18 protein-coding genes are annotated in these 23,914 nt (G+C 28.1%); 1 reads left to right on the top strand and 17 read right to left on the bottom strand.

The window, feature by feature from the left end:
* Positions 1-21 precede the first annotated feature (21 nt).
* From KQI77_RS10235 to KQI77_RS10205, 7 genes are all read right to left on the bottom strand, one after another.
* Positions 22-2,736 carry a transglutaminase domain-containing protein gene (locus tag KQI77_RS10235; protein ID WP_216390332.1) on the bottom strand — a complete coding sequence of 905 codons (2,715 nt, stop codon included), beginning with the start codon at positions 2,734-2,736 and terminating at the stop codon, positions 22-24.
* 14 nt (positions 2,737-2,750) lie between these two features.
* Entirely contained in the window at positions 2,751-3,911 is a 1,161-nt protein-coding gene (locus KQI77_RS10230; RefSeq protein ID WP_216390331.1) for a DUF58 domain-containing protein, read from the bottom strand.
* Complete coding sequence (locus KQI77_RS10225; RefSeq protein WP_216390330.1) at positions 3,908-4,855, bottom strand: MoxR family ATPase; 948 nt, start codon at positions 4,853-4,855, stop codon at positions 3,908-3,910. Before KQI77_RS10225 ends, KQI77_RS10230 begins: the two co-directional genes overlap by 4 nt.
* Before the next feature lie 89 nt (positions 4,856-4,944).
* On the bottom strand, positions 4,945-6,015 hold the full coding sequence (locus KQI77_RS10220) for a hypothetical protein (RefSeq protein ID WP_216390329.1): 1,071 nt from the start codon (positions 6,013-6,015) through the stop codon (positions 4,945-4,947).
* Positions 6,016-6,025: 10 nt separating this feature from the next.
* The gene (locus KQI77_RS10215; RefSeq protein ID WP_216390328.1) at positions 6,026-7,033 is read right to left on the bottom strand and encodes a phosphodiester glycosidase family protein; all 1,008 of its coding nucleotides are present in this window, start codon (positions 7,031-7,033) and stop codon (positions 6,026-6,028) included.
* 281 nt (positions 7,034-7,314) lie between these two features.
* Positions 7,315-8,331 carry a ketol-acid reductoisomerase gene (ilvC, locus tag KQI77_RS10210; RefSeq protein ID WP_216390327.1) on the bottom strand — a complete coding sequence of 339 codons (1,017 nt, stop codon included), beginning with the start codon at positions 8,329-8,331 and terminating at the stop codon, positions 7,315-7,317.
* Between the two features lie 84 nt (positions 8,332-8,415).
* Positions 8,416-8,883 carry a MarR family winged helix-turn-helix transcriptional regulator gene (locus KQI77_RS10205; protein WP_216390326.1) on the bottom strand — a complete coding sequence of 156 codons (468 nt, stop codon included), beginning with the start codon at positions 8,881-8,883 and terminating at the stop codon, positions 8,416-8,418.
* Between the two features lie 348 nt (positions 8,884-9,231).
* Between KQI77_RS10205 and KQI77_RS10200 the strand changes: the two genes are divergently transcribed.
* Positions 9,232-10,203 carry an HD domain-containing protein gene (locus KQI77_RS10200; protein ID WP_216390325.1) on the top strand — a complete coding sequence of 324 codons (972 nt, stop codon included), beginning with the start codon at positions 9,232-9,234 and terminating at the stop codon, positions 10,201-10,203.
* Between the two features lie 93 nt (positions 10,204-10,296).
* Here KQI77_RS10200 and KQI77_RS10195 read toward each other — a convergent pair whose 3' ends face one another.
* The 10 genes from KQI77_RS10195 to KQI77_RS10150 form a co-directional block, all read right to left on the bottom strand.
* A complete protein-coding gene (locus tag KQI77_RS10195) occupies positions 10,297-10,455 on the bottom strand; it encodes a hypothetical protein (protein WP_216390324.1) in 159 nt (52 codons plus the stop codon).
* A 214-nt stretch (positions 10,456-10,669) separates the two neighbouring features.
* A complete protein-coding gene (locus KQI77_RS10190; RefSeq protein WP_216390323.1) occupies positions 10,670-11,680 on the bottom strand; it encodes a WYL domain-containing protein in 1,011 nt (336 codons plus the stop codon).
* The gene (locus KQI77_RS10185) at positions 11,664-12,953 is read right to left on the bottom strand and encodes a YafY family protein (protein ID WP_253289426.1); all 1,290 of its coding nucleotides are present in this window, start codon (positions 12,951-12,953) and stop codon (positions 11,664-11,666) included. The genes KQI77_RS10190 and KQI77_RS10185 overlap by 17 nt, the downstream gene beginning before the upstream one ends.
* A 27-nt stretch (positions 12,954-12,980) precedes the next feature.
* Positions 12,981-14,204 carry an RtcB family protein gene (locus KQI77_RS10180; RefSeq protein WP_216390322.1) on the bottom strand — a complete coding sequence of 408 codons (1,224 nt, stop codon included), beginning with the start codon at positions 14,202-14,204 and terminating at the stop codon, positions 12,981-12,983.
* Positions 14,185-15,666 (bottom strand): TROVE domain-containing protein, encoded by a 1,482-nt coding sequence (locus KQI77_RS10175; RefSeq protein WP_216390321.1) that lies wholly within the window; start codon positions 15,664-15,666, stop codon positions 14,185-14,187. The genes KQI77_RS10180 and KQI77_RS10175 overlap by 20 nt, the downstream gene beginning before the upstream one ends.
* 341 nt (positions 15,667-16,007) lie before the next feature.
* Positions 16,008-17,189 carry a MerR family transcriptional regulator gene (locus KQI77_RS10170; RefSeq protein WP_216390320.1) on the bottom strand — a complete coding sequence of 394 codons (1,182 nt, stop codon included), beginning with the start codon at positions 17,187-17,189 and terminating at the stop codon, positions 16,008-16,010.
* Positions 17,190-17,434: 245 nt separating this feature from the next.
* A complete protein-coding gene (locus KQI77_RS10165; RefSeq protein WP_216390319.1) occupies positions 17,435-18,373 on the bottom strand; it encodes a LysR family transcriptional regulator in 939 nt (312 codons plus the stop codon).
* A gap of 65 nt (positions 18,374-18,438) precedes the next feature.
* The gene (locus tag KQI77_RS10160) at positions 18,439-19,743 is read right to left on the bottom strand and encodes an O-acetylhomoserine aminocarboxypropyltransferase/cysteine synthase family protein (protein ID WP_216390318.1); all 1,305 of its coding nucleotides are present in this window, start codon (positions 19,741-19,743) and stop codon (positions 18,439-18,441) included.
* A 548-nt stretch (positions 19,744-20,291) separates the two neighbouring features.
* The gene (locus tag KQI77_RS10155) at positions 20,292-22,607 is read right to left on the bottom strand and encodes a cation-translocating P-type ATPase (RefSeq protein ID WP_216390317.1); all 2,316 of its coding nucleotides are present in this window, start codon (positions 22,605-22,607) and stop codon (positions 20,292-20,294) included.
* A 703-nt stretch (positions 22,608-23,310) separates the two neighbouring features.
* Positions 23,311-23,901 carry an AAA family ATPase gene (locus KQI77_RS10150; protein WP_216390316.1) on the bottom strand — a complete coding sequence of 197 codons (591 nt, stop codon included), beginning with the start codon at positions 23,899-23,901 and terminating at the stop codon, positions 23,311-23,313.
* Positions 23,902-23,914: the final 13 nt, after the last annotated feature.

Below are 23,914 nucleotides of genomic sequence, written 5' to 3'. Positions count from 1 at the left end.
AAAATAGTCCAAAAAGGAGATTTATATGCATTTTTTCACATATTTGTAATTAAAGCATTTCACCCTTGATAAGTTATTATATATTATTTGTCTTATTTTATAACTTCCTTTTATTAAATCTTCTAATTCATCTTTAGATATTTGTTTATTACTATATTTTGCCTTTAAGAATAATTCTGTTAATCTATTAAACCATTTTATATCAATAAATTTAATTTCATTATTTATTGTTTCTGCAAATTCTTTGTATGACTCTATAACTATACTCTCCCCTAAATAGAATTCTATTGATTTTATTAGTTTGTTGTAAAAATAAATGGCAGATTTGTTTCTGTCAGAACTCTTCTCCATAACTTTATTCTTATAACTAAATATACATCTACTAATAACTATAGTTAAGATAAATACAGCTATTATTGTTGCAACAATTATAACTAAAATATTTAAAGTTGTAGTCAATATGCTACTATCTTGATTAGCATCTACCTTAATATCTTTTGGGTTTGTGCTTTCTGTAGTATTAGATTGGCTTGGTTCATTTTGATTAACAGAATTTTCTTCACCTGAATTGCTTGCACTTTCAATATTTAATTCTTCTTCCATAGATTCATAATCATCATAATCGCTGTTCATATTACTTGGCGTAAATTCTACAGGATACCAACCATATCCATCTATATACACTTCTACCCAAGCATGCGCTCTTGCATCTGTTAATTTTACTTTTGCACCTTGTGATTGAACTGCTGTTGAACTACCTGCTGAAAATATAGAATCATAATCCACTTCATCTACTCTCTTTACCTTGTTATCTTCAATTTTATAATCAACATTCATAAATCTAAAGGTATTATCTCCAGTTTTTTTGTATTGATCATCCACATCATAAATGCCCACTACTTGATCAATAATTAATTGATATATCTCACCATTTATATTATACATAGTACTATATGTTTCATTTATAGTTCTTTCATCAATGTCTTCAACAAATGCCTCATCAAGCTTTTCTAATGACATAGTATTTAATATAGATATATCAGAAATATTATATTCTATAGGATCTGCACTTAGATAAAATGATGCAAGTTCAAAATCCTCAGGATATATAACATATCCCTCTACATATCTAGCAGGTACTCCCATAGCTCTTAGTATCACTGCTCCTGCACTAGCAAAATGAACGCAATATCCCTTTCTATTTTCATTCAAGAAATACTCAACAAAGTCTTTTCCCCAAGGTAATGTTCCAGGTTGTAAGTCATATTTTGTTCCTTCTAAAACAGCTTTTTTGGCAATATTTATACAAGAGATTAAAGAATTCCTTTCTGATAATCCTTTATATTTTTGTTTTATATCTTTTAAACTATTGCTTGGTAACTTAGTATATACTTCATATACATAATTCCTATATATAGCTTCTAACTTATTTATATCATTATCTCTCTTACTTGAGAAAATATTCTCTATAGTATCTATATCCTCTTCATAATTATAATATTCTACTGAATATTTATCTTGATTTTTCGCACTACACCCTAAATCTTTTGAATATATAAAATCATCAGTATATATAGAAGCATAAGGAAGATATGCATATTCTTTGTTTGCATCTATATTCTCTATTTGCATCTTTCCTTTATAGTTAATAAACTTCTCACTTGTGCCTTTTAATGAACCATTAACTTCTGCTATCTCACTTGAACTAATATTCTGTACCATACCACTAATATCTTTATTATCTAACTTTTTTTGAAGATCTTTATAGTCATTATCATTAACTTGCTTCCAACAGTTGCTATTATATTCTCCACCTACATATCCTTTTAAATATATATTTCTATTTAAATTTTCTTCTACAGGTAAGTTAACTATAAGATCAGTACTATTATCATATTCTAACTTTGATACATTTCCCAATTCACCTCCACTTACACCTCCTGTAGCTACAATATTATTTTTAAATATATTCTTAAAATTCTCTAAAGACATATCTTCCATAAAACAATCTATATTGTTATAAACCGGTAATAAATCTCTACAAAGGCTATCATAATCTTCTTTAGTGAATACATGACATATTCCCATTATAATAGCGAAAGCTATCATAATAGCTGTTATCCCTATAATTGCATTACTCTTTTCAACTGTTTCTCTGTCAATATTCATCTTTTTCTTCTTGACATTCATAAACAATATAGATAATAAAAAAGCTATTAACATAGCAAATGATACATTAGAAGGAAGTTTACCACTTAGAGTTACAATTAATAAAAATGGTAATGTAACTATAATTGCTAATATTATGCTAGGTTTCTTCTTAACAATAAGGGTAATAAAAAATGCTAATAATATTGAGCATATTCCAACAACTATTACTCCTTCTGTTACACAATACTTTTTATAATTATTAAAAACTTTTACAAAGGAATAGACTATATTGTGTATATTAATAACTCCAACAATAAATATTACAATTGCTATTATTATATTTACTTTCTTTTTCTGTTTAAACAATATACACATCACTAATGTAACTATTATTGATTCTATTATTATTAATTTCTCATATACATGGTTCCAATTAAATGCGGTAGTTATAATTAACATGGTAGCCATAACGCCTATAAGAATTATAAAATACTCAAATATATTAGTTTTATCTTTTCCCTCACTATATATAGTTGTTTTTATTTTGTAATTATACATATTATTTTTATTTTTTCTCATTTTCATAATTCAATACCTTTTTATATAATCAATTTTTTAATGTCATCTTCAATATTATTTACATTAACAATGCTACATCTAGTAACGTTCGCAGAGGAAACATTGATTTCATCACATTCCATATCTGTTACAACTATTGTGTTTAGTCCTATTTTGCTATCAACATCATTATATACTGATGTAAAATATATTCCTCCACTTGCTTCTGGTTGCATAGTTCCCTCTGAATATAGCGATAATGCCTTAAGAGCATCTAAATATAAATTACAATTTAATATATCTTTAATTGTCCTATGAAAATCTTCAAATGAAGTTATTCTTTCACTAACTAATTCTTTAATATCTTCTCGATACCATACTATATTATGTTCATGACCTTTTTGAATTAAAGAACTTGATACTGATGCTACTGTTTCTATTAACCCATCCACTATCTTCTCCCACTCTTTAGACTTATCCACATATAATTCTAGTAATAATTCAATTCTTGTTGATAAAGGATATCCAAATTCCTTTACAACCATATTGTCATATTTACTACTAAGCTTCCAATGAACTCTATTAAGCTTATCTCCTTGAACATAATCTCTTATGTCAAATATCTCTGAATTATCTTCTCCACTAATATATTCTGAATATCTTGTACCTTCATCGCATTCTACTTCAGATATAGCTATATCATTATCTACATTGTAAACATTAGGTAATATAATTATGCTAGCTCTTTTATTTATCTTTTTCCTAATTTTAAATAAGGATAAATAATCATATATATAAACCTTTTCAATTGCTATATCTATAATTCCACAATACTTTACATCTATATTATAAGTAATATTAGTTATTGATCTACTATTAGCCAAAGTCTTTATCTTAACTACAGACTGTTTTCCATATCTATCCTTACAAATAACATTAAACCTAATCTTAGATATAGGAAATATTGATTTATTATCTATAGCTATATCTATCGGAACTTCTGAACCTTTATTAAATGTATTAAATTTACTATTTATTCTTATTTCCAATAATAATCTAGATATCATTGTAATTATAAATAGTACAATAGGCAGAATTATTTCTAATAAAATTATTACTATTGGAAAATAAAATCTATATAAAGCTGCAAATATTATAGTTCCCACCACTAAACATAAATATAATATTATACTTATTATCATCTCTTCACCCTTTTGCCTTGTGCTACTTTACTTCTTACTTCTGATATAACATCAGATATAGTGTAATTATTCAACCTAGCATTTGAACTTAATATTATTCTATGAGACACTACATCTTCAAAGCATCCTATTATATCTTCAGGTATTACATAATCCCTACCATCAATAAATGCAGATGCTTTTGCCATTTGTGTTAATGCTACAGTTCCTCTAGGGCTTATTCCCAGTTCAATTAAAGGATTGTTTCTAGTTTCATACACAAGTCTAGCTATGTAGTCAAATATGTCGTCATGAACAAATACATTTTCCACTTGTTCTTGCATAATTAACACTTCTTCTTTATTGACAACTTCTTGCACACTATCTAATGGAACATTATTCTGTTTACCTTTTAACATATTTATCTCACTCTCAATATTAGGATAACCTATAGTTATCTTTATCATGAATCTATCTAGTTGAGATTCTGGTAACATATGAGTACCTACAGATCCTATTGGATTCTGCGTAGCTATAACTATAAAAGGTTTAGGTACGCATCTAGTTATTCCATCTACTGTTACTTTCCCTTCCTCCATAACTTCTAATAATGCCGATTGAGTTTTAGAAGATGTTCTATTAACTTCATCTGCAAGAAATAGATTAGTCATTATCGCTCCTTGCTTATATTCAAAATCCTGAATATTCTTATTGTATATACTAAATCCTGTAATATCCGATGGCATAACATCTGGTGTAAATTGCATTCTTCTGCATTCTAATGCCATAGCTCTTGAAAAAGCTAATGCCAATGTTGTCTTACCCACACCTGGAACATCTTCTATAAGTATATTCCCTTGTGCTAGTATACTAGTTAGTACCTTCCTTATTACTATATCCTTCCCCTTTATAACTTTCTTCACTTCAACAATTATGTTATTTACTTTTTGGTTATATTCTCCCATAGTCCCCTCCACTATTTTATTATTAATTATATATATAATTGATTTATATAATTCTTTTAATTTTTCATACCTTCATAAATGCAAGATAATTATTTAGTTAAACTCATTTTCTTAATCTTATTTCCTATCCTTATAAAAAATTCATTGTCTAATATCTTAATAATCTTTCCATTCTCATAGTTTATTTCAGAATTATCCATAAGATTCTTTAATTTATTATCTATTATTAAATATATATTTCCATCTTCACTTAACATAATATTATTTCTATCAGTATAACTATTAATATCCATTTTGTTCCAATTGTCATTCTCAATATCTTCATTGTCTAAATTCTTATAATATATCTTAGAAATTTTATTATTCTCTTCTTTTGCTATATATAAGATATTATTCTTCATTCCAAGTATCTTTAATCCACTATCTATTGATATCTTTTTAGTCACACCTGAATCTGTATAATATATAGAATTATCATCAAGATTTTCATAACACACTTCATCTTTTTCCTTCATAATCACATAATTACCTATATTATTGCATCCTAGTGATAATGCATAAGTATCTCCTGATATATCTAATCTATTTATCCAATCTGCAAGCTTATTCTGAACTTTAAGATATAATATAGTATTATAATTATTAATTGCAATATCCGTTATTTTCTCATATATATTATTTAAATAATATGTTCTCTGCTGATTATTATAATCTAAAGCAGCATTCACTTCTTTACTCTTAGGATCATATATATACATCTTAAATCCCACTATGTTATCTTCCCCCGTAGATGCTATTATTATCTTGGATTCAGTATCATGCCAAGTAAGTAGTGTATTCTCACCTCTTAACTGAAAATCTATTATTGAATCTTCTCTAGTATCATAATTAACCACATGTGCTTGATCATTGTATACATATAAAATATATTTCCCATCATTAGATATCATTACATTCTGAGCTTCCTCTGGTATATCTACACCTTTATCTTCTTCATACTTAGATTCCGTTTTAGGTTTTTCCGTAACATTATTAAATGTTATTGCCAAATCACTATCTATATAATATTTCTGAATAAATATTAATGCTAGTGTTTGTACTGCTATAGATACAATTACAGTAACTATAACTCCTATTATTATCTTACTTCTTCTCTTCATATCTTCACCGCTATTTCACATAAATTATATCTGGAACACATCTCTCTCCTGTTAAATTAGAAGGAGTGTTTATAACTTCTCCATCATAATACATAACCGAAGACCCACCTCCATCTAAACACATAGCATTAACTGCACCTAGACTTAACATAACTTCTTGTACTTGCTCTAATGTAGCACCAAATTTTAGTCCACGTCTACCATCTATAACTAGCATTATTATACTTCCGTCTTCTCTCTGTCCTATTGCAGTTCTAGGATTTATTCCATGTAAAGTTGTTTCTGATATATAAGGTTTACCATTAACAACTAATGTAGGTGAAAATGATATAGCTTCCATATATCCCTTATCTATTAAATCTTGTGCTGAAGCTTCTCCTACAAACACCTTTCCAGAATTATCTATAGCAAATACAGCTGATTCAACTTTAGAGTAATCTGTACTCTTATTAGGTGATAATATTTTTCCTTCTGATATAAGTATTCCTATTGGAAGCCCTCCATTTCCCCCAGAATACCCTACATTAGATATATCCTTATAACCACCACCATTTATTGCCGCTATTGCTCCATATCTATCAGCCATAGCTGATACTGTTTCCCCTACTTCTCCTAATTTTTTAGAATAACCTATCTTAACTCTAGTAGAATCTTTTATGATAATTGCCATTCCATTAAATTTATTAGTATTGATTTCTATAGTCTCTATATCTGAATTTGTTTCATCAATATCTATCGGTGCTATTGCTTCTACAGCAGTTTTACTTATATTTGCATCTTTTTCTATATTATTTTGTTTATTAGCCTTATTAAGTATATTCTCTATTTCCTTATCACTAAAAAACATCTTAGCAACAAACTGATAATGTGTCGTAGACATAGATAACCCCACTACCATATCTCTAACATCTTTAAACGGTCCATAGAAAACATACAAAGGAAAGGTAATGGTAGATACTACCACAAATACTACTAAAAAAAATATTGATATCTTTAATTTTTTCTTTTTATTTTTCAAGACAATAAACCTACTTCCTAAATTTTAACTTGATACTTCTTTTAATATCCCCACAATTAATTACATTATACCAATACTAATGCATATTTAACATATTTTTCTTAAAATTATCTGTCCACCTATAGTACCTAAAATTTTGTTTATCCTTCATGATAAGTTTCAAAACTTGTTTTGAAATTCTATGTAATTTCCTAAAGCGTAAAAAAGGACCTATTCCTATTAAGAATAGATCCTTTTTGTATAATTATGCAATGAATTATCTCATTTTCATTAAGCTCAAATTAGTTGTTTATTAATTTGTCTTCACCATTCCAGCTATATAATTTACGGATTTCTGCACCAACTTTTTCAGATGGATGTTCAGCAGCTAATTTTCTTAATGCTCTGAAGTGAGCTTGTCCACCAGCTGAAGACATATCTAATAAGAAGTCTTTTGCAAATGTACCATCTTGGATATCTTTTAATACAGCTTTCATTGCTTTCTTAGTATCTTCAGTTATTATCTTAGGTCCAGTGATGTAATCTCCATATTCAGCAGTGTTAGATATAGAGTATCTCATACCTGCGAATCCTGATTGATATATTAAGTCAACTATTAACTTCATTTCATGAATACATTCAAAGTATGCGTTTCTTGGATCATATCCAGCTTCACATAATGTTTCAAATCCTGCTTGCATTAATGCACAAACACCACCGCAAAGTACTGCTTGTTCACCGAATAAGTCAGTTTCAGTTTCAGTTCTGAATGTAGTTTCAAGAACTCCAGCTCTAGCTCCACCAATTGCTAATGCATAAGCTAATGCTAAATCTTGAGCATTTCCAGTAGCGTCTTGTTCAACAGCTATTAAACAAGGAACTCCTTTTCCTGCTTGATATTCACTACGTACAGTATGTCCTGGTCCCTTTGGAGCTATCATAGTAACATCTACATCCTTAGGTGGTACTATTTGACCAAAGTGAATGTTAAATCCATGAGCGAACATTAACATATTTCCTGGTTCTAGGTTTGGTTCGATATCTTCTTTATATAATTTTGCTTGAAGTTCATCATTTATTAATATCATTATGATATCAGCTTTTTTAGCTGCTTCAGCTGAAGTATATACTTTAAATCCTTGAGCTTCTGCCTTTGCCCAAGACTTACTTCCTTCATATAATCCTATTATTACATTACATCCTGATTCTTTTGCATTTAATGCATGTGCATGTCCTTGGCTACCATAACCAATAATAGCTATTGTTTTTCCTTGTAATAATGATAAGTTACAATCTTCTTGATAAAAAATCTTTGCCATTTTATCTAACCTCCATTAAATTAAAATATAAAATATTGTGTATATGTAATTTAAGAGTTCATCACTGAGCACTTAATTATTACTCTATCTTGATTTATAATGATAATGTTTTAATTCTTCATTTCTAGAGAATAAATCCATTAATTCTTTTGCAGCATTTCGAAGTCTTTCTTTCTCTTCATCATTCAAATACTGAATAACTCCAGCCACCTGCTTATCTGCTCTATAGTTAATCTCTGCTAATTCCTTCTTGCCTTCCTCTGTAAGAGAAACATAATGTACTCTCTTATCTGTTTCTGATATCTTTCTCTCTATCAAGCCATTCTTCTCGAATCTCTTTAAGATTCTACTCATATAGCTCCTATCGAACTTCAATATCTTCACCATTTTATTAGCAGTGCATTCAGGTATTCTATCAATCTCTATCAATACACGTATATCTGTTACTGAATATTTAGTTTCCAACAAATGTTGGTTTAAGTAGCCAAAATAATTTGTATAAAATAGATTGAACTTACGAATGTCTGAAATAATGTCCTTCTTTTCATCCATTATATTCACCTCAAAATTGTTGCCACTTTCTATAAACTAATATATTCCTTTTTGTTGCCTTTGTCAACTATTTTATTCACATTTTTTCATTTTTATACATTAATGTTATTGATAAATAACATTTGCTTACTATGTCTATATATATAATTTTATTACATTAATGATGTAACAATTACATAATACAATTTAGTCCTTATTTTATAATTTTAGTTTGAATAGATACTATTTTCTTATAAAATAATTCCTTATTAATAATTTTTTTATGTATAATATTATTTGTAAACACAAATAATTAAATATTGTATATAAGTTATACTTTATACAAAAGTTAATGGAGGCTTATTTTTTATGAAGAGAGCAAGTGAATATCAAGTAGGAGAAAAAATTACTAATAGTTATATAGGAATTATAAGTGCAGATATATTACCCTATTCAAGAGGAAAATATTTATTAATAAAATTTAATGATGGTGCTAGCATCGGAGTCGCAAAAAAATGGAATCATACTGAAGATGATTTAATTCCTGAAATAGGTAAGGTTTATAATGTTTCAGGAGAAATGAAGGACTTCAGAGGTAAATATATAGATATATCTAATATAGAATTAAATACTGAACCAGATGCAATAAAATATGTTACAAAAACCTCATATATTCCAAAAGAAAGCTTAAAAAAAATAATACGTTCTGCAGTTGATTCAATAGAAAATGAAGAAATAAGAGAATTTACTGAAGGTGTTATAAGTGGAGAATTAATACATACTCAAGAAGATTATTTCAATGCACCTTCTGCAGTAGGAATTCACCACAACTTCATTGGTGGAAATGCTCAACATAGCACAGAAGTTCTAGAATATGCATTATCTATGGCAACTATTAAGAATAAGACAACTGGAGATAGAGCTATTAATTTAGATCTTATAAAGATGGGTTCTTTATTGCATGACATAGGCAAACTAAATTGCTATACAATGAAAATATTCGAACCGCAAATGACAGAAGTAGGCAAGTTAAATGATCACATTGTTGAAGGTATAGGATTATTATACGAAGCTATAAATAATTTTTGCACCAAAAAGAATCTACCTCAAAAACCTAATTGGTTTAAACTACTTATTCATATTGTAGCTAGTCACCATGAAAACCTTGAATGGGGTTCTCCTGTTAAACCTTCTTTTGAAGAAGCGCTTATAATTGCTAGAGCAGACAATATGAGTGCTAGTTTAGTATCTATGTCTGAAAATATAAAGAATATTGAATCAGAAGATGGCTTTGAAACAAAGAGAAACTTCCAATTCCAAACTAGACTATATAGACTTTAATGGAACAAAATCTAAAGCTATACTATATACCCTTAGATTTTGTTTAGCCATTATGACAGGTTCTAAAACTTGTTTTTAGAACCTGTCATGGTATTATCTTTCTTTATTACGAAAAATAGATCTAAATATAAATCTAGCTAATGGTCCTACCAAAATTAACTGTAATGGAAGTGCAAATAAAAAGTTTCTGCAATATGTAACTATATAATTAGGTATAAACTGTATTATTGATTCTCCTTTTGTTTTTGGCATGTTATTCCCCTCCTAATTATTTAATTTGTTAAATTATATTTCTAACGACTTGCTAAGCGTCTCTTAAATCCATGAAACTTTTATACTTTCTAAGACGTTAAAAAAGACAATAAACATTGCTTATCCGTCCGACATAAGATAAGCGACATTTATTGTCTAAACTTAATATTCTTATTTAATTTAACAACCTTAAAATACCATAATAACAATTTACTTATTCATCATTTAAATATAAAACTCTCTTTTTAAGTATATCTATAATATCATTTCGTATATTTTCTGGTGATTTTACTACTACATAAGGCCCAAGAGTCAATATCTTTCTTATCATTTCATCTTTATTAAATGTATAATAAAATATCTTAACCTCATATTTATTATCCCCTAAACTCCTTGTACTTCTCTCATAAGAAGAAAATCCCATAAAACATCTAGCCATTGCACCCTTTATATCAGTCACCTCTAATACTATTGGCTCTTTGCAATATTTCTTCTGTTTAAGATTATCTATTATATCTGATCTCTTAATATCGACTTGCATATCTTCTAGAATTTCAATTTCTTTAACGTTGCTTAATAATAACATTATGCTTCTCTTTTCTACTAACGAATACACAGAAACCCTAATATTCTCATCTTTTAATGAATAATCTATTCTTATAGGTAATGCTAATATGTCTTTATATTCATTTCCCATCTTATCTACACTAGTGTATTTTATTATTTTATTTCTCTTTATTGAATCTATTAATAGAAAAAATTTATCCTTTAGAACACTATAATTTTTCTTATCATATGTAATTTTATTAGTCTTTTCTATTACATCTTTGGATATACTCTCTACATTTGCAAGTTTATTTTCTAGTTTATTTATTATTTCTTCTCCTAGCAATTCTCTTACCATATCGTCACTTATCATAGATTTTAACCACTGTTTCTCTATAGTTGATAATCTGACACTAAGTGCTAGACTTTTATTATTCTTTATAATAGGATAAAATTTATCATTTTCTTCTGTTAATAAATTCAATCTATCTTCTTCATCACATTCATTTAATAACATTCCCTCAAAGGTTACTAAATTTTTAGATATTAATTTTTCATCATATTCCTCTTGATCTATTAATGATATAATCTCTTCCCTACTCAATCCTCTTTGAGATAAATTGAGCAACTTAAAAACTAAGTTAAAATATCTATTTTTATATTCATGAAATAACTCCATAGTTTTTAAGCATCTCCTTCCAATCCCTATTTATCTTCTTTCTTATGTATGCAGGTTCTATTACTTCAATCCTTCCTGCATATCCTCTTATCCATGGTGTCAGTTCATTACAATCATTAACTATTTTGGTGAATAGATATGTATATTCATCTATTTTCTCTACCTCATATGTTTCTAGTTCTGCCTTTATTTTATCAATAATATAATTTTCACTACTATCTGATATACTCACTTTAAATTTAAATACTTCAGGTTCTGTATTACCATTTATCTGTACTGCTGACCAACTATACATCATTGCCTTTTTATATTTATCTTCAAGACAATCTTCATTATAATTTATATTAAGTATCCTTACATCCGCTATCCTATCTAATCTAGATATAAAACACTTATCTCCTTTAAAGCTTATTAAATACCATCTTCCACATTCAACATCATAACGTATCTTGTATGGAATTATCTCCTCTGAATTATATCTACTTCTGCTATTAATATTTTTATTATATTCTAATGCAACCCTCTTCTTATCCTTAATAGCATTTAATAATTTCCATAAAACCTCTTCTTCAATTATTGGATGAAAATGTAACTTCTGATATTGAAATATATCATCGAAACAATAATCTATCTTTCTCTCAAACTTCATATATTGCTTCAATGTATCTTCTAGATAATATCCGGATATATTAGGGAAAATAATATTTTTGCATAAAGAAACTATATCCATGAGCTTATCAAGTTCTTCTGAAGTAAGATCTAAAAATATATCATCTGCTATACTATATACTTTACTACGTCCTACTTTCTTAGATTGAATAATGCCCATGGAATCACTTAATTTTTTCACTTTTCTCTCTATTGTCTTGCTACTTATAATTTCATAATCAATCAGATTATTTTTCACTAATTCATCTTCAATTTCATTCATTGTAAGGGGCTTATCACTCCTATTTAATATAAGAAGTATATTATAATGAAGTACTATATCAGTTTTAGTGAAACTTTTATTAAGATATGTGCTTACCAAAAAGTTTTTAGTATTAGTTATAGCATCATAGCTCAAACTAAGAAGTTTCACTTTTCCATCCCTATCTATTCTAATAAATTCTTTTTCTATATATTGCTGAATTCTCCTTATCTCATAACTAACCTTTCTAGAACTCCCTATCTTCTTATTCTCATAATCCTCTCTAGAAAAGCAACCATATAAAAACATCTCTCTAAGTATAGAGCGAATGTTATCATAATGTTTTATAAAATCAGCAAACAAATTATTCTCCCCCTTACCTCATACAGTTTATTCTTTTGCTTTGAAGTTATATATTGGTTTTATTATATCAATAATATCAACTGTATCACATATATTTTTGATAATTTCCTCCATAGGCTTATATACCATAGGGGCTTCATCTATTGTTGATTCACAAACTGATGTTGTATATATTCCTTTCATGGAATTCTTGAATTCTTCATAACTTATTTGTTCTTTTGCCTTAGTTCTACTCATTACTCTACCAGCCCCATGAGGTGCAGAATAATTCCAGTCATCATTACCTTTCCCTATGCATAGAAGACTGCCATCTCTCATATTTATAGGAATAATCAACTTTTCTCCTTTATAAGATGATACACTACCTTTTCTTATTATATTATCTTTAAAATTAATATAATTGTGTATAGTTTCATAATGTTCGAAGTCTTGTAAACTCTTATTCATAAGATGATTTAATATAATATTTGCCATAGTTTCTCTATTTAGTGTTGCATATTCTTGACATATATTCATATCATTAAGATAATCCTCCCTATACCTTCCTGTTAAGAAACATAAATCTTTAGGATATATAGGTTTTAGTTCTTCATATAATGCTTCTAATTTTTTTAATTCTTTCTGTATTTCTTTTCTTCTTCCTTCTTTTTTGAAAGTTTCTATTATCTCATCTCTCTTGGTATAATAATCTCCTCTACCTGAACATAAGTCTATGGCTAACTTTTGATATATTATAGCGACTTGATTACCCAAGTTTCTACTACCTGAATGGATAACTAAATATAATTCTTCATCATCTGAAATATCTACTTCTATAAAATGGTTTCCACCACCTAATGAACCTATACTTCTTTCGATTCTCTTGGTATTTTTAAGAGATCTATAACATTTTAGCTCTTGTAATTTAGGATATTTTATCATTCTTCCTTCATGTACATTTTGTCCTGATGGAATAAACTTATTTATTATCTCATCTAACCTCTCTAAATCTATATCTACCTTGCCAAGCTTTATAGTTAACATTCCACATCCTATATCTACACCTACTATATTAGGAATAACTTTATCTCCAAGATCTGCCGTAAATCCTATAACACAGCCTGATCCTTTGTGTGTATCAGGCATTATTCTTACCTTACACCCTTCTACAAAAGGTTGATTACATAATTCCGTTAATTGATCTATAGCTTCTTCTTCTATATTATCTGTAAAAACTTTAGCCATAGTATATTTACCCTGTATAACCTTCATAACTTATATTTCCTTTCTTAAAATAGTAATTTTCAATTTCATTTAACATTTTTTTCTTTCCAGAATCCTCAACTGAAGATATAAATTTAAATATATTTTCACTCCAACCCGAAATTATATTTACATTACCTCCCCAAAATTGTTGAGTTCCATATCCATTCATATCTATTGCATGTACCCATACATCTGGATTAACTTTACATCTATATTCATCAACATATTGTTGGCATATTCCTTTATATGAATATCCTGCTTCATTATCAGATAAAATAATTATTCTATCTACATATATATAGTTGTCAATTAAATATCTAAGTGGTGCAATCATGTTGGTACCCAAACCTGTTATAGGTACACTTTTTGCATTAGCTATTATTCCTCCACTACTACTCATAGGATATAGTTCAAATGTATCGCTGAAAGTACCTGTTATAGCTTCTTCGCATATATAATTTGCAATAGCCATCATTACTACTGCAATATCTGCTGATGTAACTTCACTTCTACTACTTATAGGCATAGTCATAGAGCCTGAAACATCTGCAGCTATAAAAGTTCTTCCAGATATTTTGTCAATATTACTAGTTGAATATTTTATTGCATCTTCTAATACACTATATATCTTAGAAGTTCCCATACCTTCTCTACATAATGTATTATAAGCAGAATAAAATCTAAAAGGTAATTGTTTACTCTTTAATACTCTATCTTCATTACTTAATATTTCGTAAACCTTATCAATATTACTAGGATTGCATTTTAATATATTTCTCAAATTTCTAAGTATAGCCATATAGCCTAACTTATCACTTGCTATAAGCTCTTCCCAAGCTTCCTTTGTATTGCCTATAGTAGAAAGCTTTGTCTGCCATGTTAATGTTTTTTCTAATTTTCCTTCTATAAGCCTCTTAAACATATCATTTTGCTTTTCATCCTTTGCCTTTGGATGAACAAGGCATAATATATCTTTTAGTTTTAACTGGCTATAAGCACTGTTATACTTTGCTAAACTATATTCATCAAATCTAATGAAACTATCTGCTATTCCTTTCTTAAGAGAATTAGGTATTGGTTTTCCAAAAGTATTTATATAATATGAAAGAATCTCAGTCATATCATCTGGTCTTGTTACAATCTCTTTTGTAACTTCTCTAACATATTTTTTACCATTATTAGAATGAGCAAGTTCAGCTACAAGCATATGAGATATACTTCTTAAATTCATAACACACCTAGAATATATAGCCAAATTAGCAATAAAATCAGGTTCTATTTCAATCATCTTTCTAACATTTTGTATTATGTCATTAGTATTGTCATTATAAAATTTTAATTCTCCAAAAAAACTAGATAGGGCTTCTACTACTACTAATTCTTTAAGTTTCATCTTATAAGCAATATGGCCTTCATTGTTAATTGTTAATTTATTTTTTCTTACAATTATATTATTAAATTTACTCATTCTATTTCACCCTTTCATAATAAAAAGATTATTTTATAAAAATAGGAGAAAATCAAAAAGTGTTTTGCTCATTTCCTACTTAAGAGCTAACATAAAATCCGAAGTAACACTTTTCTACACTACCTATTTTATTCATGGAGAAAATCTATTTGAGTAATAATCCACTCATTAATCGAAGTAACTCAAATATTCACTGCCATGCGTTTATCTTACAGTGATTATTATATATATCCATAAATACTTATTACAGACAAAAACTTTGCAAGTTTATCTATTTAATATATTTATTTCTAATTACTTCTGTAATTTCAACTTAATTTCTTCGATCATTTTCTTTAAATTTAAAGAAGCTCACATACAACATTTCCTGTTGATTTATGAATATACATACACCCGTCCATATTCTTCTTCAAGCAAACACGTTCTAAAAATAGTTCTTTTTCTTTACTTATTATTTCTTTTGCAGTCTGTGAATAAGATGTAACATAGTTAAAAATAGTTTCTTCATCTGGTACAAGCAAATCATTGTCTTGTTCTTCAACCTTAAGCACTTTGAAATACTTCTGCAATTCTTCTTCAGCGTTTTCTAATAAAATATCAAACTTTTCTGAAGCGACTCCAATACTTGGATAATATTCCTCAATAAAATCATTAATCTCTTTCATATGATTTTTCCCAATTAAGCTACATGAAAAACGTCCTCCCTTTGTAAGTAAAGCTTGAATCTTATGATATAACTGAATTCTACTGTCCTTACTCATGTGAAATAATACATGATTTGCCATAATTCTATTAAAACCTGAGACAGGATAAGAAAAATCGGTTGCATCCCTTTTGTCCACCACAAACTTAAGACATTTCTCAGGATATTCTTTCAAAATATCATTTACACTTTTTTTAGCACTTTTAATCATGCCTTCAGAATAATCAACTAAATGAATCTCAAGATTTTTTGGAAGATCCTTTGCTACTCTCTTCCAAAAATATGCATTTCCACATCCTATGTCTAAAATCTTCATATTTTCCTTTAGTTCTATCCTTTCTAACAACCAACTGTAAAAGCTTTGTTTAGAAGTACTAAAGTTATGAATGGATATTCTGTTAATTAAGTTCTCATCAGTTGCATACTGTGCAACCACCTCTTCTCTTTCTCTAGTAATCTTAATGGTACGAAGCATGTTATCCCAAAATTCTTCATCCGAAGAATTTTCAGTTTTTCTAACAGCATCAATTATTCTTAAAATATGCTCTTTCTTCTCAATTAGCATCAATTCCTGTTCTCGTAAAGATTCCCGAATATCTCCGCCATCATTTTGTATAATTCCTGCAATCTGTTCTAGAGAAAAATTCATAAACTTCAACATCATTATTTTTTGTAAACGTTGAACACTCTGCTCATCATATAAACGATATCCTGAATCTGAATATCCACATGGTATTAAAAGTTTTTTCTCATCATAAAATCGTATTGTTCTTGATGAAACTCCTAATAACTTTGCTAATTCTCCTGCTGTATACTGCATAACACAAACTCCTTTCTCTTCTCATTATCAAAATCGCCAAGGTAACTATGGCGTAAATTAAGTTTACACCTTCACGTAACGTAAAGGTCAACCCCCTAACTTGTAAATCTTATGTTCACTATAGAGTAAAAAAAATCGGCTTAATTGTACCAAATCGTCTTCCCAAAAAAATTAGATTGAAAAAATCTAACAATTGGAGTTCGGTACACATTAGCCGAGTTTTTAAATTCATTTTTTATATTTAACTAAATCTTTTTTTCTGTTTCTATATCATCTTCATCTACCAAGATTCCAATGTATTTTTTTACTTCTTCAATATATTTCTTGCCTATATCACTTATTACTGAATTCTTTCTAGTTATATAACCTATTTTCATAACTTCTTCTGTCTCAAGTGGAACAGCAACATAGTCACTACCATTTAGTTCTTCACATATAATACCAGAACATAGAGTATATCCATTTAATCCTATCATAAGATTTAACATAGTTGCTCTATCACATGCTTTTATTATCTTGGGATAATTATATGTACTCAAAATTTCTTCAGCAAAATAAAATGAATTATTTTCTCCTTGTTCAAAAGCTAAGCAAGGATAAGCCTCTAAATCCTTCATTGTAATAATATCATTTTTAGCTAAAGGATGATCCTTCCACAAATATACATATCCTTTACACTTAAATAACTCTTGAAACTTAAGTTCAGAAGATTTTATTAGCTTAGTTAAAACTTTTTCATTGAAATCATTAATATATAATATACCTATTTCACTTTTGCCAAGTTTAACGTCCTCTAATATATCATTAGTTCTAGTTTCTCTAATAGCAAATTCATATTGATTCATATCAAAGCCTTTAACCATCTCAACAAATGCCTTTACTGCAAAAGAATAATGTTGAGTAGATATTCCAAACTTTTTCTTAATCTTATGATCCATATACTTCTCTTCTAAGAGATCCATCTGTTCCATAATTTGTTTAGCATAAACTAAAAATTCTTCTCCATCTTGAGTTATAATTACACCCTTATTAGTTCTTGCAAATATGGTTATCCTTAATTCTTCTTCTAAGTCTTTTATAGCACTCGACAAGTTAGGTTGGGATACAAATAATCTCTTGGCAGCTTCATTAATAGAACCTGTACTAGCAACTGCAATTACATATCTTATCTGTTGTAAAGTCATTTAATATCCCTCCCCTAATAACTTATCTTTAATATATCATAACTTTTTTTTCAGTTCAAATATACCTATTTTACTGCTTTAAATGCTTCATCTAAGTCTTCAATTATATCATCAATATTTTCAGTACCTATTGATAATCTTATTGTATTAGGCTTAATTCCTTGTTCTAATAATTCTTCTTCATTAAGTTGTGAGTGTGTTGTTGATGCTGGATGTATTACAAGTGACTTAACATCTGCAACATTTGCAAGAAGTGAGAATAATTCTAGATTATCTATGAAGTCTTTAGCTTTTTGAGCATCTCCCTTTATTTCAAATGTAAATATTGATCCACCACCGTTTGGGAAATATTTCTTATATAATTCTTGTTGAACTGCATCTTCTGAAACTGATGGATGATGTACTTTTTCAACTTGAGGATGATTATTTAAGTATTGAACTACTTTTAATGCATTTTCTACGTGACGTTCAACTCTTAAAGATAATGTTTCTAATCCTTGTAAGAATATAAATGCATGAATTGGTGATAATGTAGCTCCTGTATCACGTAATAATATTGCTCTTATCTTAGTAACAAAAGCTGCTGGTCCAACTGCCTTTGTAAAACTTATTCCATGATAACTTGGATCTGGTGCTGTTAATGATTCAAATTTTCCACTTGCTTCCCAGTCAAATTTACCACTATCTATTATTACACCACCTATAGTTGTTCCATGACCTCCTATGAATTTAGTTGCTGAATGAACAACTATATCAGCACCATATTCTATTGGTCTTACTAAATAAGGTGTTGCAAATGTGTTATCTACAACTAGTGGGATTTTGTGTTTATGGGCAATTTCTGCAACCTTAGCAATATCAACGATATCTGAATTTGGATTACCTAAAGTTTCTATATATACTGCTTTTGTATTATCTTGAATAGCATTTTCTATTGCTGCAAAATCACTTGGATCTACAAAAGTTGTAGTTACTCCATACTTTGGTAAAGTATGAGCAAGTAAATTATAAGTTCCTCCATATATATTTTCTGCTGCTACTATATGATCTCCATTTTGTGCTAAATTTTCTATAGTATAAGTTATTGCTGCTGCACCTGATGCTACTGCTAATGCTGCAACTCCACCTTCTAGAGCAGCTATTCTCTTTTCAAATATATCTTCTGTTGGATTAGTAAGTCTTCCATATATGTTACCTGCATCTGTTAATCCAAATCTTGCTGCTGCATGATCACTGTTTCTAAATACATATGATGATGTTTGATATATTGGTACTGCTCTTGCATCTGTAACTGGATCTGGTTGTTCTTGTCCTACATGTAATTGTAATGTTTCAAATTTAAAATTTCTATCTTCTCTTTTCTTTGTCATAATTATCTCCTCCAAAATTTCCATTTATTATTTCTTTATCTTTTAATTCTTCGTTTTTTTCTTATATAACCTAATACTTATATACACATTCGTTCTACCATCAATTCATTTTTAAAGTAACTATCAACAATTTTCATTTTCGATCAGCTCCTTTTTTCTTTTTTACATTTCATATATGTTTGCTAGGAATTACTATGTATTTATCTTACCAAGTTAAGTCTTCTTTGTAAAATATATAAAAGTTCTAACTTGTTATAATTTTTATTTATAACAAGTTGGTCTGCTATTTTATCACATATTATACAATATAATTTTTTCCTTTGGGGCTATATTTATATAATGCATTATTATATTGTTGTGATAAGTAACAGCAATGTAAACTATGATTTATTGTATACAAAAAGGTCTCTGTTAATATTATAAAGTTATAAGTAAAATACAAAGAAGAAATAAAATATGAGTTTAGTATAAAAATTTAAAGATTATAAAAAAAAGCTAGTTTGTCACAAAAACAACTAGCAGAAAACAAAAATATTTCTAATTAAAATTTAATTACAAGTTATTTTATTTTTAGTGGTTATAATAATTGTACTAAATATAAATAATATACCTAGTACAATCATTGCTGTACTTCCAATTGAAGATAGTTGTAATAAATTCTTAAAGAGAATTGTGGCCACAAAAAAACCTACTGCTGTTGTACTAGCTAAAAATGCTCTTAACTTATTAAATGGTCTACAAGCTTTAATAACTGCTAATATACTAACAAATCCTACTATGTAATACATAACAGTAGTAGCTTCATCATATTTAATACCTAATGGTTTATATAATAAATACATAATTATTATATTAATTATTATTGTTACAGAATATATCCACACATTTCTTATAACACTTCTAAGGAATGTATCTTTAATTCTCTTTTGATTTTCTTCAAATGAAAGGAAAAATGATGTATATCCCTCTATAGCTAAATCTATCAAAGTTATCTGTATAGGAATGAACGGGAATTGAGTACATGTTACTATATTTAATATAGATAATAAAACTGAATAGAAAGTTTTAATAAAGAATATTCTAGCAACATTAGTTATATTATTTACAACTCTTCTTCCTTCCATTAATACATCTTTTAACACGCCAAAATCTGATTCTAATAATACTACTTGAGATACTTGTTTAGCAACATCACTTGCTTCAGGCATAGTTATACTACAATCAGCTTGCCTCAACGCTATGACATCATTAACTCCATCTCCAGTCATAGCTACTGTATGACCTTTTTCTTGTAGAGCTTTAACAAGCAAATACTTCTGATCTGGCGATACTCTTGCAAATATAGAGTATTTATCTACTAATTCTGGTATTATATCATTTGATTCTATATCTGATAAATCTATATAAGAATTATATTCTTCAAGTCCTGCTTGTTTCGCTATACTTGAAACAGTTATAGGATTATCTCCTGATATTATCTTTACTTTCACTCCTTCTTCTTTAAAGAAACCTAGCATTTTTTTAGCATTCTTACGAAGTGGATCTGTTAATTCTATAGTTGCTACAATATTAAGTTCTGGTAATTCCCCTTCTATTATATCTTCATTGGTAAATGCAATTAACAATATTCTCATACCACTTTCTTGAAGCTTAATCTTTTCTTTAGGCATTACAAAACTACTTTTCTTCATAAGTCTCTCTGGTGCTCCAATAACTATTGTTCCAATATCTTTAATTGTTACCGAACTCCATTTTCTTTCTGATGAAAAGTTCACTTTATCTATTACTTCAAATTGATGATCATCTTCTGTAAAATAATTCTTAAGAGCTTCAAAGGTAGCATTATTATCCTCCATATTATTAACAAATGCCCCCATCGCTTTGTTAACATCTATAGGAATAACATCCTTATCAAATATATCCACATTAACAACTTTCATTTTTCCTTCTGTTATTGTTCCTGTCTTATCCAAGCACAACACATCTACATGAGCTAATGTTTCTACACTATATAGATCTTGAACTAATACTTTTTTCTTGGCAAGTTTCATAACTCCAGTTGCAAGTGATATACTTATTAACAAAACCAATCCTTTAGGCAACATACCTAATAGTGCTGCTGATGTTGCAATTACTGATTCTTTTAGTAGATCACCTCTAAAAACATATGCTTCAATAAATAATATTGCACCTACTGGAATTATAATAAAACTAGTTAATTTAGTTACTTTCCTCATAGAATCTAATAACTCTGAATGTAATTTCTTGTGCTTTTTAGATTTCATAGCTATCTGAGTTGCAAAATTATCTTTACCTACCTTCTCTACTATAGCACTACATTTACCACTTACTACATAACTTCCCGAAAAAAGTTTATCTCCAGGATTCTTAACTATAACATCTGATTCACCTGTCAATAATGACTCATTAACTTCTATTCTTCCATCTGTGACTACCGAATCTGAAGGAATCTGATCCCCCATACTAAGTATTATTGTATCATCAATTACTATATCACTAACCTCTATCTCACAGCTTTCCCCATCTCTAATAACATTAATCTTAGACACATTTAATACTGATAGTTTCTCAACCATATTCTTAGCATGTATTTCTTGAACAATTCCAATACATACATTAATTCCAATTATAAGCATAAAAGCCAAATTAGAATAAGCTCCAACAGCTGTTAATGCCACTGCAATTATAAAGTTAAATAAGTTAAACAATGTAAATACATTTTCAGAAATTATCTGCCAATTACTCTTTGTATTTTTATCCTCTATAATATTTACTTTTCCTTGTGTTATTCTCTCCGAAACTTCTTCAGTAGTTAATCCTCTAATTCTATCACTGTTATTCATAGATCAATATACTCCACTTCACATTTTTAGTTAATTTTTTACATTTACTTGTTTAGTATATCTTCTTTATGTAAAATCTATGTTAAAAATAAGTAAAATCCGCTTTAAAAATGAAAAAGTAATTAATTAAAATAGAAGTGATTTGATTTTACAAAGCGTTTGCTCAATTTTATTCATACTTACCTTTAATTTCTTACAGTATTTTATTTATTATAAACATTATTAATTCTTCCCTAGCAAAAATGCTTTGTTCCATCAAATTACTTCTATTTTAAATATTCAAGCGTTATGGTGTTTTTTTAGCATATCTCTATTATCAACAAGTATCTTATGTATTATGCACTTCTGTATAAAAAATTAGTTAATTAATATCAAATTATTGATTTAAGTAAAATAATATTATTATAATGAATTTTAGTATTTCTTATTATAAAAAAATTAAGGTAGCGTTTAAAATGTTGTACTGTTTGAACTTTAGTGAGTTTACAACATTTAGCTAACTTAATTTTTTTATATTTAGAAATACTTAATGAAATTATGCTATTTATGAAAACACATGATATTGATACTAATAACAAACAGAATATTAATCAAACCAAATAACATTGGATTTTATACATATTATATTATTTACTTAAACATATAATTTTGATATTAATTAATTGTAAAATATAATTTATCTAATAAATATTGCAATAATTTTTTATTCTATATTAAACTTCTGTTTTATTGCTTTACATATTAAATCTACAGTTCCATCTACTCCGAAATAACTAACATCTACCATAATGTTTTTTCCATCTCTATCACCACGGTTTTTTCCTGTAACATATTTATAGTAATTATGTCTCTGCTTATCAACTTTCTTAACCATCTTTTCAGCCGCCTTTTCATCTAATCCATACGCTTCTGCAATATGTTTGATACGATACTCTAAAGGTGCATATAAGAATATATTAAAGCAATTAGAATATTCCCTCAAGAAATAATCAGAACATCTTCCAAATATAACGCAAGTTTCTTTATCTGCAATTTCTCTAACGACTTCAGCTTGTGCTTGTATAGCCTTTTCTGAATAGAAATTAGTTGAAGATCCATATAAAAATTCTTTTAATGTTCTTGTAACTTTCTCATCATTTTCTTTTATTATATCTACATGGATTCCTGCTTTTTGTGCAACTAGATCTATCATATCCTTATCATAAAATTTAAGTCCTAATTGTGATGATATTCCATGTCCTATATCTCTTGCAGCACATCCGAATTCTCTACTAATTGTTATTACATATTTCATATCTAAAACCCCC

Origin of the sequence: Clostridium sp. MSJ-8 (assembly GCF_018918325.1) — a bacterium.
In the GTDB taxonomy this organism is placed as follows: domain Bacteria; phylum Bacillota; class Clostridia; order Clostridiales; family Clostridiaceae; genus Clostridium.
The sequence above is the reverse complement of the archived record's forward strand: the minus strand, read 5'-3'. Positions and strand labels throughout refer to the sequence as shown.